Origin of the sequence: Naasia aerilata (assembly GCF_030296595.1) — a bacterium.
In the GTDB taxonomy this organism is placed as follows: Bacteria; Actinomycetota; Actinomycetes; order Actinomycetales; family Microbacteriaceae; genus Naasia; species Naasia aerilata.
Genome location: NZ_AP027731.1, coordinates 3,088,516 through 3,102,476, shown reverse-complemented (window position 1 = coordinate 3,102,476; position 13,961 = coordinate 3,088,516). Strand labels below are relative to the sequence as shown.

The following is a 13,961-nucleotide window of genomic DNA, read 5'->3' as shown; positions in this document are numbered from 1 at the left end:
CCGGCTTCACGACGGCCGGTCGTGCCGCCAAGATAGGCCTGTCGCAGCCCCAAGATCAGGGACCTGCGTCCCTCGGGGCAGGCGGTGAGCCGATCAGCCCTCGAGGGGCTGCCGGGCGCGCAGGACTCGGGAGCCGATGAGGAGCCCTGTGCCGACGAGACCGGTGTAGACGCCGACGAGCAGCGGCGGCAGCTGGAGGGCGAGCTCGGAACCCGGAGTGGCGAGGGCGACCGCCTCGCTGATGCCCGTGTAGACGAAGGCGGCCATAGAGATGCTGAACGCGAGAACCCAGCCGAGGGTGATGTCTCGCGCGCTCATTGCTGGGTCCGGGGAGTGTCAACAGTAAGTGGCCGCCAGTGCTCGCCGCGTTCCAACTCGCGCCCCCGGTTGCGCCCCAGTTCCCAGGGTCCGCTCGGGAAGCCGGAGTACTCGACGCGCGCGCCCGAGCGCCCATCCCGATCGCGCCCCAACGGAAAGGGGGCCGCTGCTCCTACCCCTAGGAACGCGGCCCCGTGAACGCCCCATACCCAATGGTGCGTCAAGTGGTATTCCGCGCCGCGTCTGGAAGTCGAACCCGAATCGCTTCCCGTACCGGCGTAAGTAGATGTTCGCAAGGATCGGCGCATCCGCGCGTCCCCCATAGCGAGTGCCCGTCATTTGGAGGACACGGACGGGAAGGCGCAACCCCCATGCTCTGGGAGGGATGGGGCACGTGCAGCGGGAAGGCTGACGGTCAGGCGAGGTCCCGGAGCCGCGCTGCCACACCGCCCTGGGCCGAGCGCCGCTCGTAGCCGACCGCGATCACCAGCAGGACGGCGCCCGCGGTGGCGAGGGTGATCCACCACGGGGCAGCGCTGATGGACCGGCCGATCTGGACCACGAACACGATGATGTTCTCGATCGGAAGCACGACGAGTCCCAGGAAGAACGGAGCCGCCTGGCGCCGCAGGAGGCCGACCAGGATCGCCGCCAGGGCAAGGGCGATCACGAGGATGGCCCGCTGCGTCAGCGGGTCGGTGCCGGTCGCCAGCACCGAGGGAAGGATCGTGACGACGATTCCCGGGCCGAACAGCCGCCACGAGCCGGTGAACCCGACCGGCCACGCGTTGAGGGAAGGTCCGCGCGTCGGTCCGGCCGCCGCCGACTCAGCCTCTCGACCTCGGGCCGCCAGGATTCCTGCCCCGAGAAGCGCAAGCCCGAGGGGAAGGGAGAATGCCTCCACGCGCAGTTCGCGCTCGCTCCAGCCAGCGACCGCCGTGCACCACGCGAGCAGGAACGTGAACCACACCGGCGGAAGGGCCGTTCCGCCGCGGCGGGCCCTCGCGACCGTGACGAGCATCAGGACGAGCACAGCGAGCGCGAGCGTCCAGAGGGTCCAGATGGGGAACCACCCCGGCCGGATTCCCGCGATCGGGCCGGCGACCAGGTACAGGCTCGCCGGCACGTAGAGCCAGCGGGGCCGGCCGAACCAGAAGGCGGCTCTGGGCAGCCGCGCGAGCGCGCGCCGCCCGGGCGAGGACAGCAGGACGGATGCCGCCGCTGCCGCGACGAGCATGCTCCCGATGCTCAGGGCGAGCACGGGGAGCATCACGAGCTCGTCGTCGGCGACATCGAGCGCGTCGAGGCCCAGGCCGTACCGCACCGCCTGCACGGCCCCGCCGCCTGATGCCGCGATGGAGCCGAGCAGGGTCGGGACGGTGAGGAGGTGCAGGCCCGACGAATCCGGCCGCCGGCGCAGCGCGGCCCCGAGCGCGAGGAGGAGCACGGCGGCGGCGAGGAGCCCGTACGCGCGCCACGGCGCGCCATCCGCACCTGCCGTGTCGCCGGAGCCCACGGTGGCCAGGATCCCGGCCGTCGGAAGGACGGCGCAGGCGAGACCGCTGGCGTAGAGCCCGGTCGCCGGCGCGCGGCGGGCGGTGAGCACGAAGCCGACGACCGCGGCAGCGAGGGCAGGGGGAAGCAGGTAGGGCTCGACCACCGCGATCCCGGCGATGGCCCACACGCACCAGAGGGCTCCGGTCCAGCTCGCGCCCGCGATCCACCAGCCGTAGCGGCGCCGCGCGAAGAGGCCGGTCGCGGCTGCGCCGAGGCCGAGGATGAGGAGGACGAGGAACGTGGTCCCGAGGCCGGCCGCGTCGCGCACCAGCGCGAGCACCACGGCCAGGGCCGCTGTGATGAGCGAGGAGATCTCGACCCAGAGAACGGAGGCTCGGACGTCGCCGTCGGGCAGCCCGCGGCGTCGCAGACCGGCCGCGATCAGATTGCGGCTCGGCAGCACGCACGCGACCACCACGGCGATGAGCGGGAGGGTGACCGGCGAGGCGCTCCCGGCGAGGAGCTCCGCGCCGAGGCACACGATCACGACGGCCAGGGTGGGCACCAGCAGGGCGGCAGCGGCCGCCCGCAGGGGCCGGGTCAGTCCCCGGCGGCGGGTGACGACCAGCGCGAGCGCCAGCGCGAAGGTCACGGCGGTCGAGAGGGCGGTCCACCCGCTGCGCACGGTCAGCACGGAGGCGATGCCGAACAGGAACGGGACGGCCGTGACCGCCAGCACGGCGTACCAGGACCGGACCCCCGGCCACTCGAGCAGGGACACCACGAGCGCGGCGACGGACGCGGCGGTCGTCGTGAGGCACAGCAGCGGGATGATGGCGACGCCCGCGTCGGACAGTGCGACGGCGAGGATCGCGAGCCCGTACACGTACCCGACGCCGACGTAGAGGAACCGCACGGCTCCGGGGGTGGTGCGCGACACCGCGGCGAGAGCGGCGACGGCGGCGACGCCCACGGGCACGGTCAGCGCGGCGTCCAGCCAGGACAGGAGGACGGCGAGGAGGACGAGCGTGTGCGCGGCGGTGAGAGCGGGGAGCCGGGCGGCCAGCGGCGCTCGAGCGACGGAGGGCGCCCGCACCATCGCGAGGGAGATGAGCACCGCGAGGGCGAGGGCGATCGCCGCCCGGGGAAGGAACGCCAGGGCGGTCCACCCCGCGAACGTGGTGATGGCGAGTGCCGTCGTGGTGAGGGCCACCACGTGGACCGGGTGAATGCGGAGGGCCCGAGGCGCCGCTGGTCCGGAGGAGGCGGGGGCCCGGTCGTCCAGTGCCCCGGCTGCCGGAGAGGACGTCGCCAATGCGGCGACCGGAGGCGGCGGCAGCGGCACCCCGCGGTAGAGCACGGCCAGGCCTGCTGCGAAGCAGAGGAGCCCGAGCATCGCCGCCAGCCCGAGGTCGCCGGGCACGAGACCGAGGCCGAGCCCGTCGGGGGCCGCGGCGCCGCCGCGGCCCCCGACCCCCAGCACCACAGCCGGGATCAGGAGCTGACCCAGGGCCACGGCGAACGCCGGCAGCGTGCCGAGGAGCGCGATCGTCGCAGCGCCGGCGCGGAGCGCTGCCTGCGCGATCGTGCCGAGCCGTCGGACGAGCAGCAGGGCCGCGCACGCCAGGGCGGCGGCCAGCGGGACCAGCGCGACGTACCAGACGGGATCTTGCAGGGAGGTCGCGAAGGGGAGGAGGGACGCGGCCGCCACGAAGAGCGCGCCCGCGGCGAAGCTCCAGAACGGCCGGGCAGCGTAACGGGCGGAGAGGAGTCCAGCGAGACCCAGGGTGGCGAGCAGGGCCGCCCTGCCCAGGCTGTCCGCCGCCGCGTTCGCCGCAGGCAGGAACGGCAGACGGGCGGTGACGACCGCGAGCGCCAGGATCTGCAGGATCGTGATCGTGACGCGCTCGGCGGCGAGCGGCGAGGCGAAGGGCCGCCCCAGCCGGGGAGCAGCGCGAGCATTCCGAGCGCTGCCGCGAGCGCGGCGACCTCGCCGGCCGCCGCGAGCCAGTCGCTGTGCAATCCGTAGCCGAGCAGGGCGGGTGCGATGGTGAAGCCGATCGTCGCGGACCACAGCCAGACGCGGATGCGGGAGCGCCGGGCGAGCCAGAGCAGGCCCGCGGACGCGATGACAGTGCCGATCGCGCCCGCGAGGAATCCTCCGATCGGAGGCGGCGCTACGTCGGCGAGCGACCAGACGTCGAGCCCGACGAAGACGACGCCGAGCGCGCCGATCGACTCGGCGGAGAACTGCAGCCCCCGACGGGCGAGGAGCCAGGAGCCGCCCAGGAAGAGGGCGGTGACGGCCGCCACGATGACGGTCCTCGTCGGGACGTCGGTCAGGTCCGGGTTGAAGAAGGTGAACACGATGGCCGCCACGGCGAAGAGTCCGGCGCCCGCCGCAGCGAGCACCGATTGGACGCTCACCTGGGAGCTCGGCCGCTCCGGGGCCGCGCCGACCGGCGTCGCGGGCGTCGGGGCGCTGGGTGCTCCGAGCGGCGCCGCTGCCGCCGGGGCCGCGGCCCGGCTCAGGGTGGGCAGCCGGTCGATGGCCTCCTCCCGCCGCCGGAGTGCCTCGGCTGCGGCGAGCGACGCCTCCCAGACCTCGGCGCCCTCGGGGCCTCGGAGATCGGCGCCGCAGGTGCGGCAGGCGCCGTCCGCGAGATTGGCGCTGCGGCAGCGCGGACAGATCGCCGTGGCAAGCAGCTGGGTGGTCACGCTCTCGGTCCAGGGCCTGGTCACGGCGGTCATCCTAGGGTCGGGGCCGCTCGCGGCCGGGGAGCCTCGCCACCGGGGAGGGAAGGGACGGCGCCGCCCCGCTGGGGAGGGCCTGCGAGGGTGCCCGTCATGCGGGGCAAAGGGTCAGGGACGGGACTGGGCGGGCGATGGCGCTGCTCCCGTCCCGTTTCCTCGCGGGACGCGGAAAAGGGTCAGGGACGGGACTGGGCGGGCGATGGCGCTGCTCCCGTCCCGTTTCCTCGCGGGACGCGGAAAAGGGTCAGGGACGGGACCGGGCTGGTGGTCCCGTCCCTGACCGGCTCTCAGGGGCGGAAGACGATGGACGTCGCCGCGTCGTTCAGGGTGGGCATCGACCAGCAGGTCGGTGAGCAGGTGACGGAAGCGCCCCGATAGACGTCATCCGCGTAGTGCTGCGAGCGGCACCCGGCGTACGCCGTCGCCGACGAGACGCGGTCGTTCCAGCCCCAGTTGCTGAGGTTCGGGAAGCCGTAGGTCGCTCCCGACCCGCAACCGCTGCCCGAGCTCGCGTAGAGGTAGAGGTTTGGGCCCGTCAGGTTGATGTCCTGGAACTCGGCGCCCAGCACCACCTGAGCCGCGGCCACGCTGACGCTGTCGGCCCCGCCGACGGCCGCGACGCTGCTCGAGTCGAGCACGCTCGCGTTGTACTCGCTCACGTCCGAGCGGGAGGGAGCGCCATCGGCCGGCAGCGGGGTGCCAGTCACGAACTCCCAGACCGCCTCCTGGGTCGCGAAGCAGTCGACATCGACGGGCTGGGCCTGGCCCTTCACCATCGGGTCGGCCCCGATCGCGCAGTAGGGGCCGCCGAGCGATGCGGCACTGGTCGGAGTCGCCGCGGTGCCGGCGGTCAGCAGCAGCACGGCGACGGCGGAGGCGGCGAGCGCCGCGAGGCGGGATGAAGGCAGGGGAGGCGCATGGGAGCTCTTTCGCTGGCAGGAAGGTCGACCTCGGAAGCGGCGCCTCCACCTCCATGTCGCCGCCCGCCGCCCGGAGGTTCCAACTCCGTGGAACCGATCCCGGGTGGGTGTCCCGAACTCCTACCGCAGCTCCCCGGGTAGGCCCACGCCGGCGCACACGCCGCGCGGCCCGGGCACGACCGCAGGAGCCCCGCCCGGGAGAACGCACACCGTGAGCTCGTCGGGAACCACGGCATTGGCGGGGTCGGGTGCCGTGCGCCCGGTGGAATCGCGGCTCAGCCCGTCCGCCTGCTCCGAGTCGAGCAGTCCCGTCTCCCAGAACTGGGTGCAGGCCTTCAGCGCATCCTTGATCAGGGCCGCCTTGCCGTTCGGGCGGCCGATCGCGATCGCGGCCTCCGGATACCCGCCGCCTTGCCGCACCTCCGCGCGGGCGAAGCAGTGCACCTGCGTCCGGTCGGACGCGGGGAGCAGGAGATTGATGGCGCCGCCGCCGAGGACCGAGGCCACCAGGATGACCGGGATCACGAACAGCCACGGGCGGCGCCGCCTCGGGTGCGCCGCCGCGTACTGGACGAGGGCGCGACGGGTGCGCTCCTCCCGACCCGGAGTGGGCTCGATGTCGTCGACGGGGTCGAACATCACCGCCTCCCTTCGGGGGCGCGCTCGCGGCCGAGCGACTCGTCGAGCTCCATCTGGCGGCGGAGGCGCTCCTTCGCCCGCGAGAGCCGGGACTTGACCGTTCCGACCGGGATGCCCAGCGTGGCCGCGACCTCCTCCTGCGGCAGCTCCTCTACGACGCAGAGCAGCAGGATGGTCTGCTCCTTCGCGTTCAGCTTCGCGAACGCCGCCCAGGTCGGGCCCAGAGCCGCTGCACGCTCGAGACGGCGATCCACCGAGTCCGCTTCGGAGACGTGGCCGTCCTCGGGATGCAGGCCGCCCAGGAAGGTGCGGTACCGGCCGCGGTTGCGGCGGAGGGTGCGCCCGACGTTGACGCTGGTCGCCAGCAGCCAGGGGAGGATCGACCCGTCGATGTCGCGGACGACCGCTCGCCGGCGCCAGGTCTCGAGGAAGACGAGCGCCGCGGCATCCTCGGCGTCCTCGCGATGGGCGACGATGCGGTAGCAGGCGTTCAGCACGCGCCGCTTGTGCCGGTCGTAGAGGAGACCGAAGGCGTAGCTCTGCCCGGAGTCCGCCTCACGGAGGAGGGCGATGTCGCTCGGCTCGGCAGGAGTGTCGTCGACGGCTCCCACCTCCCTCTCCCGAACGGCCCTCGATCCCTGCCGGTCGGGCGGAGCGGCGACCGGTGGCACGCGGCCGCTTCCGGGCCGCGGTCGACCGGGGGCGAGGGTGGCCTGCAGAGCCATTCTCCCGCCATTCCGCGGTGCGTCGGCAGTCAGGGCCGGGCGTGGGGTGGGATGCGGAGGAGCGAGGACCGCGAGCGGCATCACTCGCCTCGGTCGGCGAAGCCGTCCAGGGCCCGCGCGTAGTCCTCGGGGTCCTCCCGCGTCGCCCGGGACACGATGAGGGTGTTCTCCTCGGGCTGGTGTGCGTAGTACCCGGCGTACGGCATCACGAACACGGTGTCCAGGCCGCGACGCCAGGCTCCGACGAGTGCGGGCACCACCTGCCGCTCGGGCTCCTCGTCGACCCGATGGCGCAGCTGGAGCCGGGCCGCCCAGCTCAGCCAGGCCTCCTCGTCGAGGCCGTCGGTCCCGGCGACGCTGCTCCACCGCTTGGGCGGCCCGAGCACCTTGAACACGTCATCCGGCGGCACTCCGGCACCGTGGGCGTGGGCCGTCGCGTAGCTCCACGCCCAGGCTCCGGCCCAGGCCGCGTCCCAGAGCGCCGACCAGGTCTCCAGGGAGCGGGACTGCGGGCGGCTCGAGCCGCCGGGCTCGGGGACCGGGTCCAGCCGCGGCACGGGGGACTGGGTGCGGAGGGACCACGACGACCGGATGAAGAGCAGCTCGAGCAGGTGGAACTCCTGCTCCTGGATGCGGACGGCCATGTCGGGCGGCCAGCCGGAGTCGTCGACCTCGATCTCGTTCTGTGCGCGCATCTGGCTCCCTCGCGGGGCGCCGTAGCGGCGCCGTCACTCAGGGATCGCCGGGCACCCGCCGGAGGTTCCAAGTTCGTGGGCTCCCTTGCCGCGGCGTGATGTGGACGGCGTATACTTTCGTGGGGGCTCCTCCCACCAGTCCACCGAGCGAAGGGGCGCGGCATGAGTTCCAGCGACGAAGGACGGGGGATGGACCTCTCCTACACGGAACGGCTCACCGGCGACATGGGGCCGCACAGGTGGACGGTGGTCATCCTGCCCGGCTCGGCGGAGGCCCTCGGCACGGGGAAGCCGGTCCGGGTCGCAGGGACGATCGACACCCACGGGTTCGAGGCGACTCTCCTGCCCCTCGGGGAGGGCCGGCACATGCTCCCGCTGAACGCGAAGCTCAAGAAGGCCGTCGGGAAGTCGCCGGGCGACGAGGTGGTGGTGCGGCTCGACCGCAGACTCGGCTGAGCGGGCCGCGCCAGGGCGGGCCGCCTCGGGCGGGCGTTCCTAGGCGGCGACGCCGTAAAGCCGGCGCCGGTACGCGCTGAAGCGGCGCTCGCCGAAGACGCGGTAGATCAGGCCGACCGGTCCTGCCTCGCGCAGGAAGGAGGCCCGCGCCTCCGGGGTCATCGACTCCAGGATGAAGCCCAGCAGCACCATGATCTCCTTCGGCGTCACGCCCTTCCGCGCGTGCGCCTCGAGCTGCTGCCACTCCTTCTGCGTCCAGGTGGCGGAGACCGTCGGCAGGATCTGCGACTCCTCCTGTCCGAGGTGGGTGAAGAGCAGCCGGTTGAGCCGCTCGAGGCCGGCGACGATCGCCGCCCCATCCGCCGCCGACGCCGTGGAGCCCCACGCCGCGATGCGCGGCTCCAGGTCGTCGAGGAGGTCTCCGACCTCCTGGTGCTGACGCCGCATGAGCCCGACGTGCAGCGCGCAGGCGGGAGTGCGCCGCTCCAGCTCGTCCCAGAGCACGATGTCCTCGGAGCGGTGGTGGTTGTGCAGGAAGCGGATGAGGAAGCCGAGGTGTCCGGCGACGACGCTCGCGCGGGCGGAGTCCCCGTCCCGGATGCCCGCCACGAGCTCGGGCGCCGGCGAGTACACGTGCCGGAGGAAGTTGTGCACCATCACCATGTCGGAGGTGTCGCAGCCCACCCGGTCCGTCTTCCCCTTGCGCTCCGGCGCCATCGCCGCTCCTTCCTCGTGGTGGCCAGATGGTAGCGAGGCGCGCGCGGGCAGCACCAGCGGCGAAGGTCGCGGCATCAATCCGCGGACGCGATCCGCGCCGAACGCCAATGGTGGGAGAGCCGGCCGCACTGATTCCCGACGAGACCCTCCTGGGCCTGCGCCGGGTCGTCGTCGACACGGCGGCCGGTCCCGTGGTGGCGCGCGCCGCCGAGCGCACGGGCGGTCCGGCGACGATCCTGCTGCACGGGGCGGCGGGCTCCTGGACGACCTGGACGCCGCTGCTGGCGGAGGCCGCGGGATCGGGCCGAGCGCTCGCCGACGTCGTCCTCATCGACCTGCCCGGCTGGGGGAGACCCCGCTCCCGCTGACCGGCACCGACGTGCGGGCGATGAGCGCCGCGGCCGTCCGCGTCGCGGAGGCGCTCGGCCACCGCAGGTGGAGCGTGCTGGGCCACTCCCTCGGCGGGTTCGTCGCGCTCGACATCGCCGCCACCCGCCCCGACGCCACGGTGGGCGTGGGACTGGTGTCCGGGACCGGCGGGGCAGTGGTCGACGCGATCCGGCGCCCCCTGCGCGGCGGGCTCCGCCTGCCGTGGTTCGCGGGGATGCTGCTCGCGATGCGCGCCCTGGCGCTGCTCGGGCCGGTCGGGCACGGGATCCTCCGCCTGCTGCACGCGATCCGCTTGCTCGGGCCGCTCAGCGCGCCGCTCTTCGCCGACCGCCGCTCCCTGCACCCGTCCGTGACGGCCGCGCTCGCTGACGAGATCCGGCCCGTCGCGTTCGTGCGAGCGGCTCGTGCGGCGGGACGGTACGACCTCGACACGTGGCGGGCGATCGCCTGTCCCGTTCGCTCGGTGGTGGGTGAGCGCGACGTCTTCGTCGGGCCCGGGGATGCGGCGGCGTTCGCGAGCCGGATCCGGGACTTCGCCGCGGTCCGGATCCAGGGAGCGGGGCACTTCGCGGCCATCGAGCAGCCCGCGGCGGTCCTCCAGGCGCTCCGGCCGATTCCGGCCTGAGCGGCGGGTCGTCGCCGGAGGGAGTCAGGTTCCTGACTCCGTCGCTTCCTAGCGGCGCTTGCCGCGCGTGCCGCCCCTCTTCTGCTGCGTCCGTCCCGAGGTGCGGGGATACCGCTTCTGCGGCGGGGTGGGCTTCTTCGCCGCCGCGCGCGGAGCCGCCGCCTTCGCGGCGCGCAGCGGCGGACCCTCGTCCGGCTCGGGGGCTGCGCCCCGCGAGCTGTTCGCCGTGCGGCCGCGGACGATGCCGATGAACTCGTCGATCAGCGGCCCCGAGGTCCGCCAGACCAACCCGACCCGGGTTGGTTCGGCGTCGGTGATCTCCCGCGCCACGACGTCGCGCCGTCCCGTGGCACGGAAGACGGACTGCGGCATCCGGGCGACGCCGTGCCCGGCGGCGACGATGTCGAGGGTGGCGTCGTCCCAGCCGTCGTAGAGCTCCTCGTCGGCCAGGTCCGCAACGGTCACGGTGTCGAACACCTTCACCGGGTGGTCCTTCGCTGCGACCACCATGGGTGTCTCGCTCCACAGGGGGATGACGCTGAGCTCGTCGTCGTCGGACGGGACGGGAAGGCGGGCGAAGACCATGTCGGCGCTGTCGGCGAGTGCCTCCAGCGCGGCCCCCTCCTCGACCGCGAGCACGCTGAGCGGAACGTCCGGCATCCGCTCCCGCCAGACGCGGATCCACTTGTCGGCGCTGACGCCGGTGACGACGCCGATCGTGAATGACTCGGCCACGAGCCCAAGGGTAGCCTTGAGCCGTGCCGCAGGATCAGACGATGAAGCCGGAGACCGCGGCGAAGAAGCTCGGCGTGCTGCTGGAGGCGACCCCCGAGGACTTCCGGTCGCAGCCCGTCAGCCGCTCGCAGCTGGCCACGCTCCAGGAGGAGCCGCCGGAGTGGCTCGCCGAGCTGCGGCGGAGCGGCCCGCACCCGCGGCAGGTCGTCGCGGCGAAGCTCGGCGTCTCGATCGCCGGGCTCACGCGCTCCGGGGTGACGGATCCGCTCACCTCCGACGAGATCCAGGAGCTCCTGCGCACCAAGCCGGAGTGGCTCGTGCGCGAGCGCGAGGTGCACGCCGGGGTGATGGCCGAGAACGCCCGCGTCAAGCGCGAGCGCGCCGAGAAGGCCAAGCAGCAGCGCTAGCCTCGGCCGCCCTCAGTCGAGGCCGGTGGACCGGCGCTTCGCCTCCACCTCTCGGCGGCGAGCGGCGAGCAGGGGCTCGAGGTCGGTGATCCGCTCCAGGGCGAGGAGAGCCGGGAACTCCTCGTCGCCCGACGCGAGGACCGTGTATCCGTCGTGGCGCAGGCTCAGGTGCCAGTGCTGCGCGCTCTGCCACAGCTGGGCGTGGGCTTCGCGGTCGTCGACCCGGATGGCAGCGGGCACGGGCGGCTGCAGGGCGAACCGCGACAGATCGCGTGATCCGCCCGACCCGGACAGCATGGTGTGGAGCCACTGCTGCCGCACCGCCCATTCGGGCTCGCCGTCGCTCGTGCGCACGGTGATCTCCCGGTCGCCCCGCCGATGCACGACGGCCCGGGCCGCGCCCTCGTAGTCCCACTCCCCGAGGAGTCGCTCCCCGGGCCATCCGGCGATCTGCAGGACGGGCGCGGCGTCGAAGGATCCGCGCATGCGGTCCTCGAACTGCGCATACCGAGCCCAGAACTCGTCGGAGGAGAGCGTGTGGTCGACCTGCATGGTCGGAGTATCGCCGTTACTCGCCGGGATCGCGAGCCGCGCCCAGGCGGCGCAGCTCGTCCGACACCGCCCCGGCGATCCCCGCCTCCGCACCCTCGACGCAGAGCGCGTCGATGGCGGCTCCGAGCGCTCGCCGCAGCTCGGCTGACTCCAGAGAGCGCGCGAGCGTGGCGGACAGCCGAGCCTGCGCATCGTCCGGCAGAAGGTGTGCGCCCCGCGCCTGCCAGTCCTGCAGCCCGTGCCGACGGCACGCGAGCGCCACGACCTCCGCTCGGAGGCCGCCGAGCCACTGCTCGGCCTGGAGCATCCGCCCGCGCTCGATGGCGACCCGGGCCCGAACGGCGTGATGAGCCGCGTAGCCGAACATCTCGTCCGCCGAGCGCAGGACGCCCTCCTCCTCAGCGTGGACCGCGTCTCCGAAGAGGAGCTGGAACTCCGGTCCGCGCGGTCCGAACCGGCTCGCCGGTGCCACCGAGAGGTCGACCTGCAGGCCGCCGGGGATCAGCAGCACGCGATAGACGAAGGCGCCCGATGGGAGATCGAACAGGGCGACGGCGCCGAACTCCGCCCGGAGCGCGCTTTCCCACTCGTCGAGCACCTCCGTCCGGGAGACGCCATCGGCCAAGCCGAAGCTCAGGTCGAGGTCCGACCATCGGTCGCCTTCCCCTCGGGCGAGAGACCCCACGACGGCGGCCGCCACGACCCTCTCGTCGTCGTGGGCGAGCGTCAGCACTCGCTCGCGCACGGCGCTCCTGCGCTCGCTTTCGAACATCCGGCAACTGTGGCGCCAGGGCTGCCTGCTTGTCGAGTCGGGTCGCGGAGCCCTCGGCACGCCGCCCGGTCGGAGTCCCGCCGGTGCGCGGCGGGTCAGGCGAAGGACTTCGTCATGCCGCAGAGAGGGCAGACGAGGTAGAAGCAGCCGGCCGCGGCATCCAGCTCGAACGCGATCATGCAGCGCGGGCAGTTCTCCCACGCCACAGCCACGAGTTCGTCGTGCTCCTCTTCGCGCACGGACACAGTGTGGACCCGAGGGATGCTCAGGGCTAGACCCAGATGGCAACCCGTGTCATCAGAGCCCATCTCGTCGCACGGCGCAACCCCGTGTGGTCCCGGAGGACGTCGCCGAACCTCAGCCATACGCTCGTCTCCCATGCCGACCTTCCGCGCCCTCCGCCGGCGCCTCGCCCCGTCCGCCCTGATCGGCGACGCGCTCGGGGTCCTCTTCTCGATCGTGCTCCTGGTGCGCCGACCTCGGCCGATCCACGCTCGCGGCGTCCTGTTCGACGCCGTGGTGACCTGGCGCACAGGACCCGCGCGCTCCGGCATCGGCTGGATCGACGGGAGCGGTGTCCAGAGCGGAATCGCGCGAGTGTCGAGGTCCGCCGGGCTTCCGGCGCCGCTGCCCGACATCCTCGGACTGGCACTGCGGGTGCAGACGCCAACGGGACCGGCCGACCTGGAGCTGTCGACGACAGGCGTCGGCGTGCCCGGCCGATTCCTGCTCCTGCCGCACTCCTCGGCACGTCGGGCCTGGTTCGGCTGCCTGCTGCCCTACCGCGGGACGCAGGGGCCCGTGCTGGTCGGCGCGCGCCTCCGCACGGCAGGGGATCTGCCCGCCGATCCGCGCGAGGCCGTCGGCGACGGGAGCTGGACCCTCGACCTGTTCTGGGCTACGCCGCGCGGCCGCTGGCACCGCTTCGCCGTCCTCGAGCTGCGGCGCCACGCACACGAGACGGTGGATGCGGACGCGCCGCGCTTCGACGCCGCCCGGCGCCCGCTGCCCGGCGCCGGCATCTACGCGTGGGTGGCGGCGGTGCGGGAGCGGTCCTACCGGCTGGCCCAGGCCCCGGCGGATGGAGACTCCGCCGAGGGCTGAGGCGGACACGAGAAAGGGCGTGCACCCGGGAACGACCCGGATGCACGCCCTTCCGACGTGAAGGTCAGACGCGCGTTCCGCGCCCGCCCACCATCCTCACGATGAACAGGATCACCGCGATGATGAGGAGCACGATTCCCACCCAGAGGAGGAACTGCAGCGCCTGGGTGAACCCGCCGACCAGCAGCAGGATGATGGCGACGACGGCGATGATGATCAGAAGGGTGTTGCTCACGGGGACCACCTTTTTCTCGGCGAACTGTAAGGAGCAAGAGGGGCGTCATCGCCCATCGTGCGGTGCCTCATGCTAGGCCCCACGGGCAAGGCCTGAACAGGCCCCTCTTTTCGCGGTTTCCCCGGGCGCCGTGGAAGCGGGAGCCCCGGAGGGGAGGGGCGCCGGTCGGGGGCTAGGCGGCGATGGCCGCGCTCTGGCCGCAGTCGAGGCACCAGAAGGCGCTCACGAGCGCATCCATCGGTCCCTGGCATTGCGGGCAGTGCGGCGCAGCTGCGTCGACGAGGTCGTCGTCCATGCCCCCACCCTTGCCGCTCGACCGCGTCGGACACAGGCCTTGACTCGGTCCCTCCAGCCACTCCCGGCGCCCTCGAGTGCGGCGTGTCGCAGGGGGCGGGCCCTCCAGCAAGCGCCGGGTAGCGT

19 protein-coding genes are annotated in these 13,961 nt (G+C 73.3%); 5 read left to right on the top strand and 14 right to left on the bottom strand.

Annotation, left to right across the window (positions count from 1 at the left end; all coding sequences use genetic code 11):
- Positions 1-93 precede the first annotated feature (93 nt).
- The 7 genes from QUE51_RS16115 to QUE51_RS16090 all read right to left on the bottom strand — a co-directional run bounded on the left by QUE51_RS16115 (position 94) and on the right by QUE51_RS16090 (position 7,548).
- Entirely contained in the window at positions 94-318 is a 225-nt protein-coding gene (locus QUE51_RS16115; RefSeq protein WP_286277367.1) for a hypothetical protein, read from the bottom strand.
- 415 nt (positions 319-733) lie between these two features.
- Entirely contained in the window at positions 734-1,555 is an 822-nt protein-coding gene (locus QUE51_RS18475) for an SCO7613 C-terminal domain-containing membrane protein (protein WP_434017275.1), read from the bottom strand.
- 1,754 nt (positions 1,556-3,309) lie between these two features.
- A complete protein-coding gene (locus QUE51_RS18470) occupies positions 3,310-4,557 on the bottom strand; it encodes a hypothetical protein (protein ID WP_434017216.1) in 1,248 nt (415 codons plus the stop codon).
- Positions 4,558-4,856: 299 nt separating this feature from the next.
- Positions 4,857-5,432 carry a hypothetical protein gene (locus QUE51_RS16105; RefSeq protein WP_286277365.1) on the bottom strand — a complete coding sequence of 192 codons (576 nt, stop codon included), beginning with the start codon at positions 5,430-5,432 and terminating at the stop codon, positions 4,857-4,859.
- Positions 5,433-5,609: 177 nt separating this feature from the next.
- Positions 5,610-6,128 (bottom strand): hypothetical protein, encoded by a 519-nt coding sequence (locus QUE51_RS16100; protein WP_286277362.1) that lies wholly within the window; start codon positions 6,126-6,128, stop codon positions 5,610-5,612.
- Positions 6,128-6,739, bottom strand: coding sequence for an RNA polymerase sigma factor (locus QUE51_RS16095; protein ID WP_286277360.1), 612 nt, complete (start codon positions 6,737-6,739; stop codon positions 6,128-6,130). The genes QUE51_RS16100 and QUE51_RS16095 overlap by 1 nt, the downstream gene beginning before the upstream one ends.
- A 194-nt stretch (positions 6,740-6,933) precedes the next feature.
- Positions 6,934-7,548 carry a hypothetical protein gene (locus QUE51_RS16090; protein ID WP_286277359.1) on the bottom strand — a complete coding sequence of 205 codons (615 nt, stop codon included), beginning with the start codon at positions 7,546-7,548 and terminating at the stop codon, positions 6,934-6,936.
- A 162-nt stretch (positions 7,549-7,710) separates the two neighbouring features.
- Here QUE51_RS16090 and QUE51_RS16085 point away from each other — a divergent pair, with 162 nt between their 5' ends.
- Positions 7,711-8,004, top strand: coding sequence for a DUF1905 domain-containing protein (locus QUE51_RS16085; RefSeq protein ID WP_286277357.1), 294 nt, complete (start codon positions 7,711-7,713; stop codon positions 8,002-8,004).
- 39 nt (positions 8,005-8,043) lie between these two features.
- Here the strand turns inward: QUE51_RS16085 and QUE51_RS16080 are convergent, their stop codons facing one another.
- Positions 8,044-8,721, bottom strand: a complete 678-nt coding sequence (locus QUE51_RS16080) for a hemerythrin domain-containing protein (protein WP_286277356.1) — start codon at positions 8,719-8,721, stop codon at positions 8,044-8,046.
- A 107-nt stretch (positions 8,722-8,828) separates the two neighbouring features.
- Between QUE51_RS16080 and QUE51_RS16075 the strand changes: the two genes are divergently transcribed.
- The gene (locus tag QUE51_RS16075; protein WP_286277355.1) at positions 8,829-9,089 is read left to right on the top strand and encodes a hypothetical protein; all 261 of its coding nucleotides are present in this window, start codon (positions 8,829-8,831) and stop codon (positions 9,087-9,089) included.
- Positions 9,090-9,109: 20 nt separating this feature from the next.
- Positions 9,110-9,736, top strand: a complete 627-nt coding sequence (locus tag QUE51_RS16070; protein ID WP_286277354.1) for an alpha/beta fold hydrolase — start codon at positions 9,110-9,112, stop codon at positions 9,734-9,736.
- Between the two features lie 48 nt (positions 9,737-9,784).
- Here QUE51_RS16070 and QUE51_RS16065 read toward each other — a convergent pair whose 3' ends face one another.
- Complete coding sequence (locus QUE51_RS16065) at positions 9,785-10,471, bottom strand: LysR family transcriptional regulator substrate-binding protein (protein WP_286277353.1); 687 nt, start codon at positions 10,469-10,471, stop codon at positions 9,785-9,787.
- Positions 10,472-10,494: 23 nt separating this feature from the next.
- On the opposite strand from QUE51_RS16065, the gene QUE51_RS16060 reads away from it, so the two are divergent.
- Positions 10,495-10,878, top strand: a complete 384-nt coding sequence (locus QUE51_RS16060) for a DUF5997 family protein (protein ID WP_286277352.1) — start codon at positions 10,495-10,497, stop codon at positions 10,876-10,878.
- Between the two features lie 12 nt (positions 10,879-10,890).
- Here the strand turns inward: QUE51_RS16060 and QUE51_RS16055 are convergent, their stop codons facing one another.
- The 3 genes from QUE51_RS16055 to QUE51_RS16045 form a co-directional block, all read right to left on the bottom strand.
- Positions 10,891-11,430: a hypothetical protein gene (locus tag QUE51_RS16055; RefSeq protein ID WP_286277351.1), complete on the bottom strand. Its 540-nt coding sequence runs from the start codon at positions 11,428-11,430 to the stop codon at positions 10,891-10,893.
- 16 nt (positions 11,431-11,446) lie between these two features.
- Positions 11,447-12,202: a hypothetical protein gene (locus tag QUE51_RS16050; protein WP_286277350.1), complete on the bottom strand. Its 756-nt coding sequence runs from the start codon at positions 12,200-12,202 to the stop codon at positions 11,447-11,449.
- A 95-nt stretch (positions 12,203-12,297) separates the two neighbouring features.
- On the bottom strand, positions 12,298-12,441 hold the full coding sequence (locus QUE51_RS16045) for a hypothetical protein (RefSeq protein WP_286277349.1): 144 nt from the start codon (positions 12,439-12,441) through the stop codon (positions 12,298-12,300).
- Between the two features lie 139 nt (positions 12,442-12,580).
- Here QUE51_RS16045 and QUE51_RS16040 point away from each other — a divergent pair, with 139 nt between their 5' ends.
- A complete protein-coding gene (locus tag QUE51_RS16040) occupies positions 12,581-13,306 on the top strand; it encodes a hypothetical protein (RefSeq protein ID WP_286277348.1) in 726 nt (241 codons plus the stop codon).
- Positions 13,307-13,370: 64 nt separating this feature from the next.
- On the opposite strand, the gene QUE51_RS16035 is transcribed toward QUE51_RS16040, so the two are convergent.
- Together QUE51_RS16035 and QUE51_RS16030 are read right to left on the bottom strand one after the other, a co-directional pair.
- Entirely contained in the window at positions 13,371-13,541 is a 171-nt protein-coding gene (locus QUE51_RS16035; protein WP_286277347.1) for a hypothetical protein, read from the bottom strand.
- A gap of 172 nt (positions 13,542-13,713) precedes the next feature.
- Complete coding sequence (locus QUE51_RS16030) at positions 13,714-13,836, bottom strand: hypothetical protein (protein ID WP_286277346.1); 123 nt, start codon at positions 13,834-13,836, stop codon at positions 13,714-13,716.
- Positions 13,837-13,961: the final 125 nt, after the last annotated feature.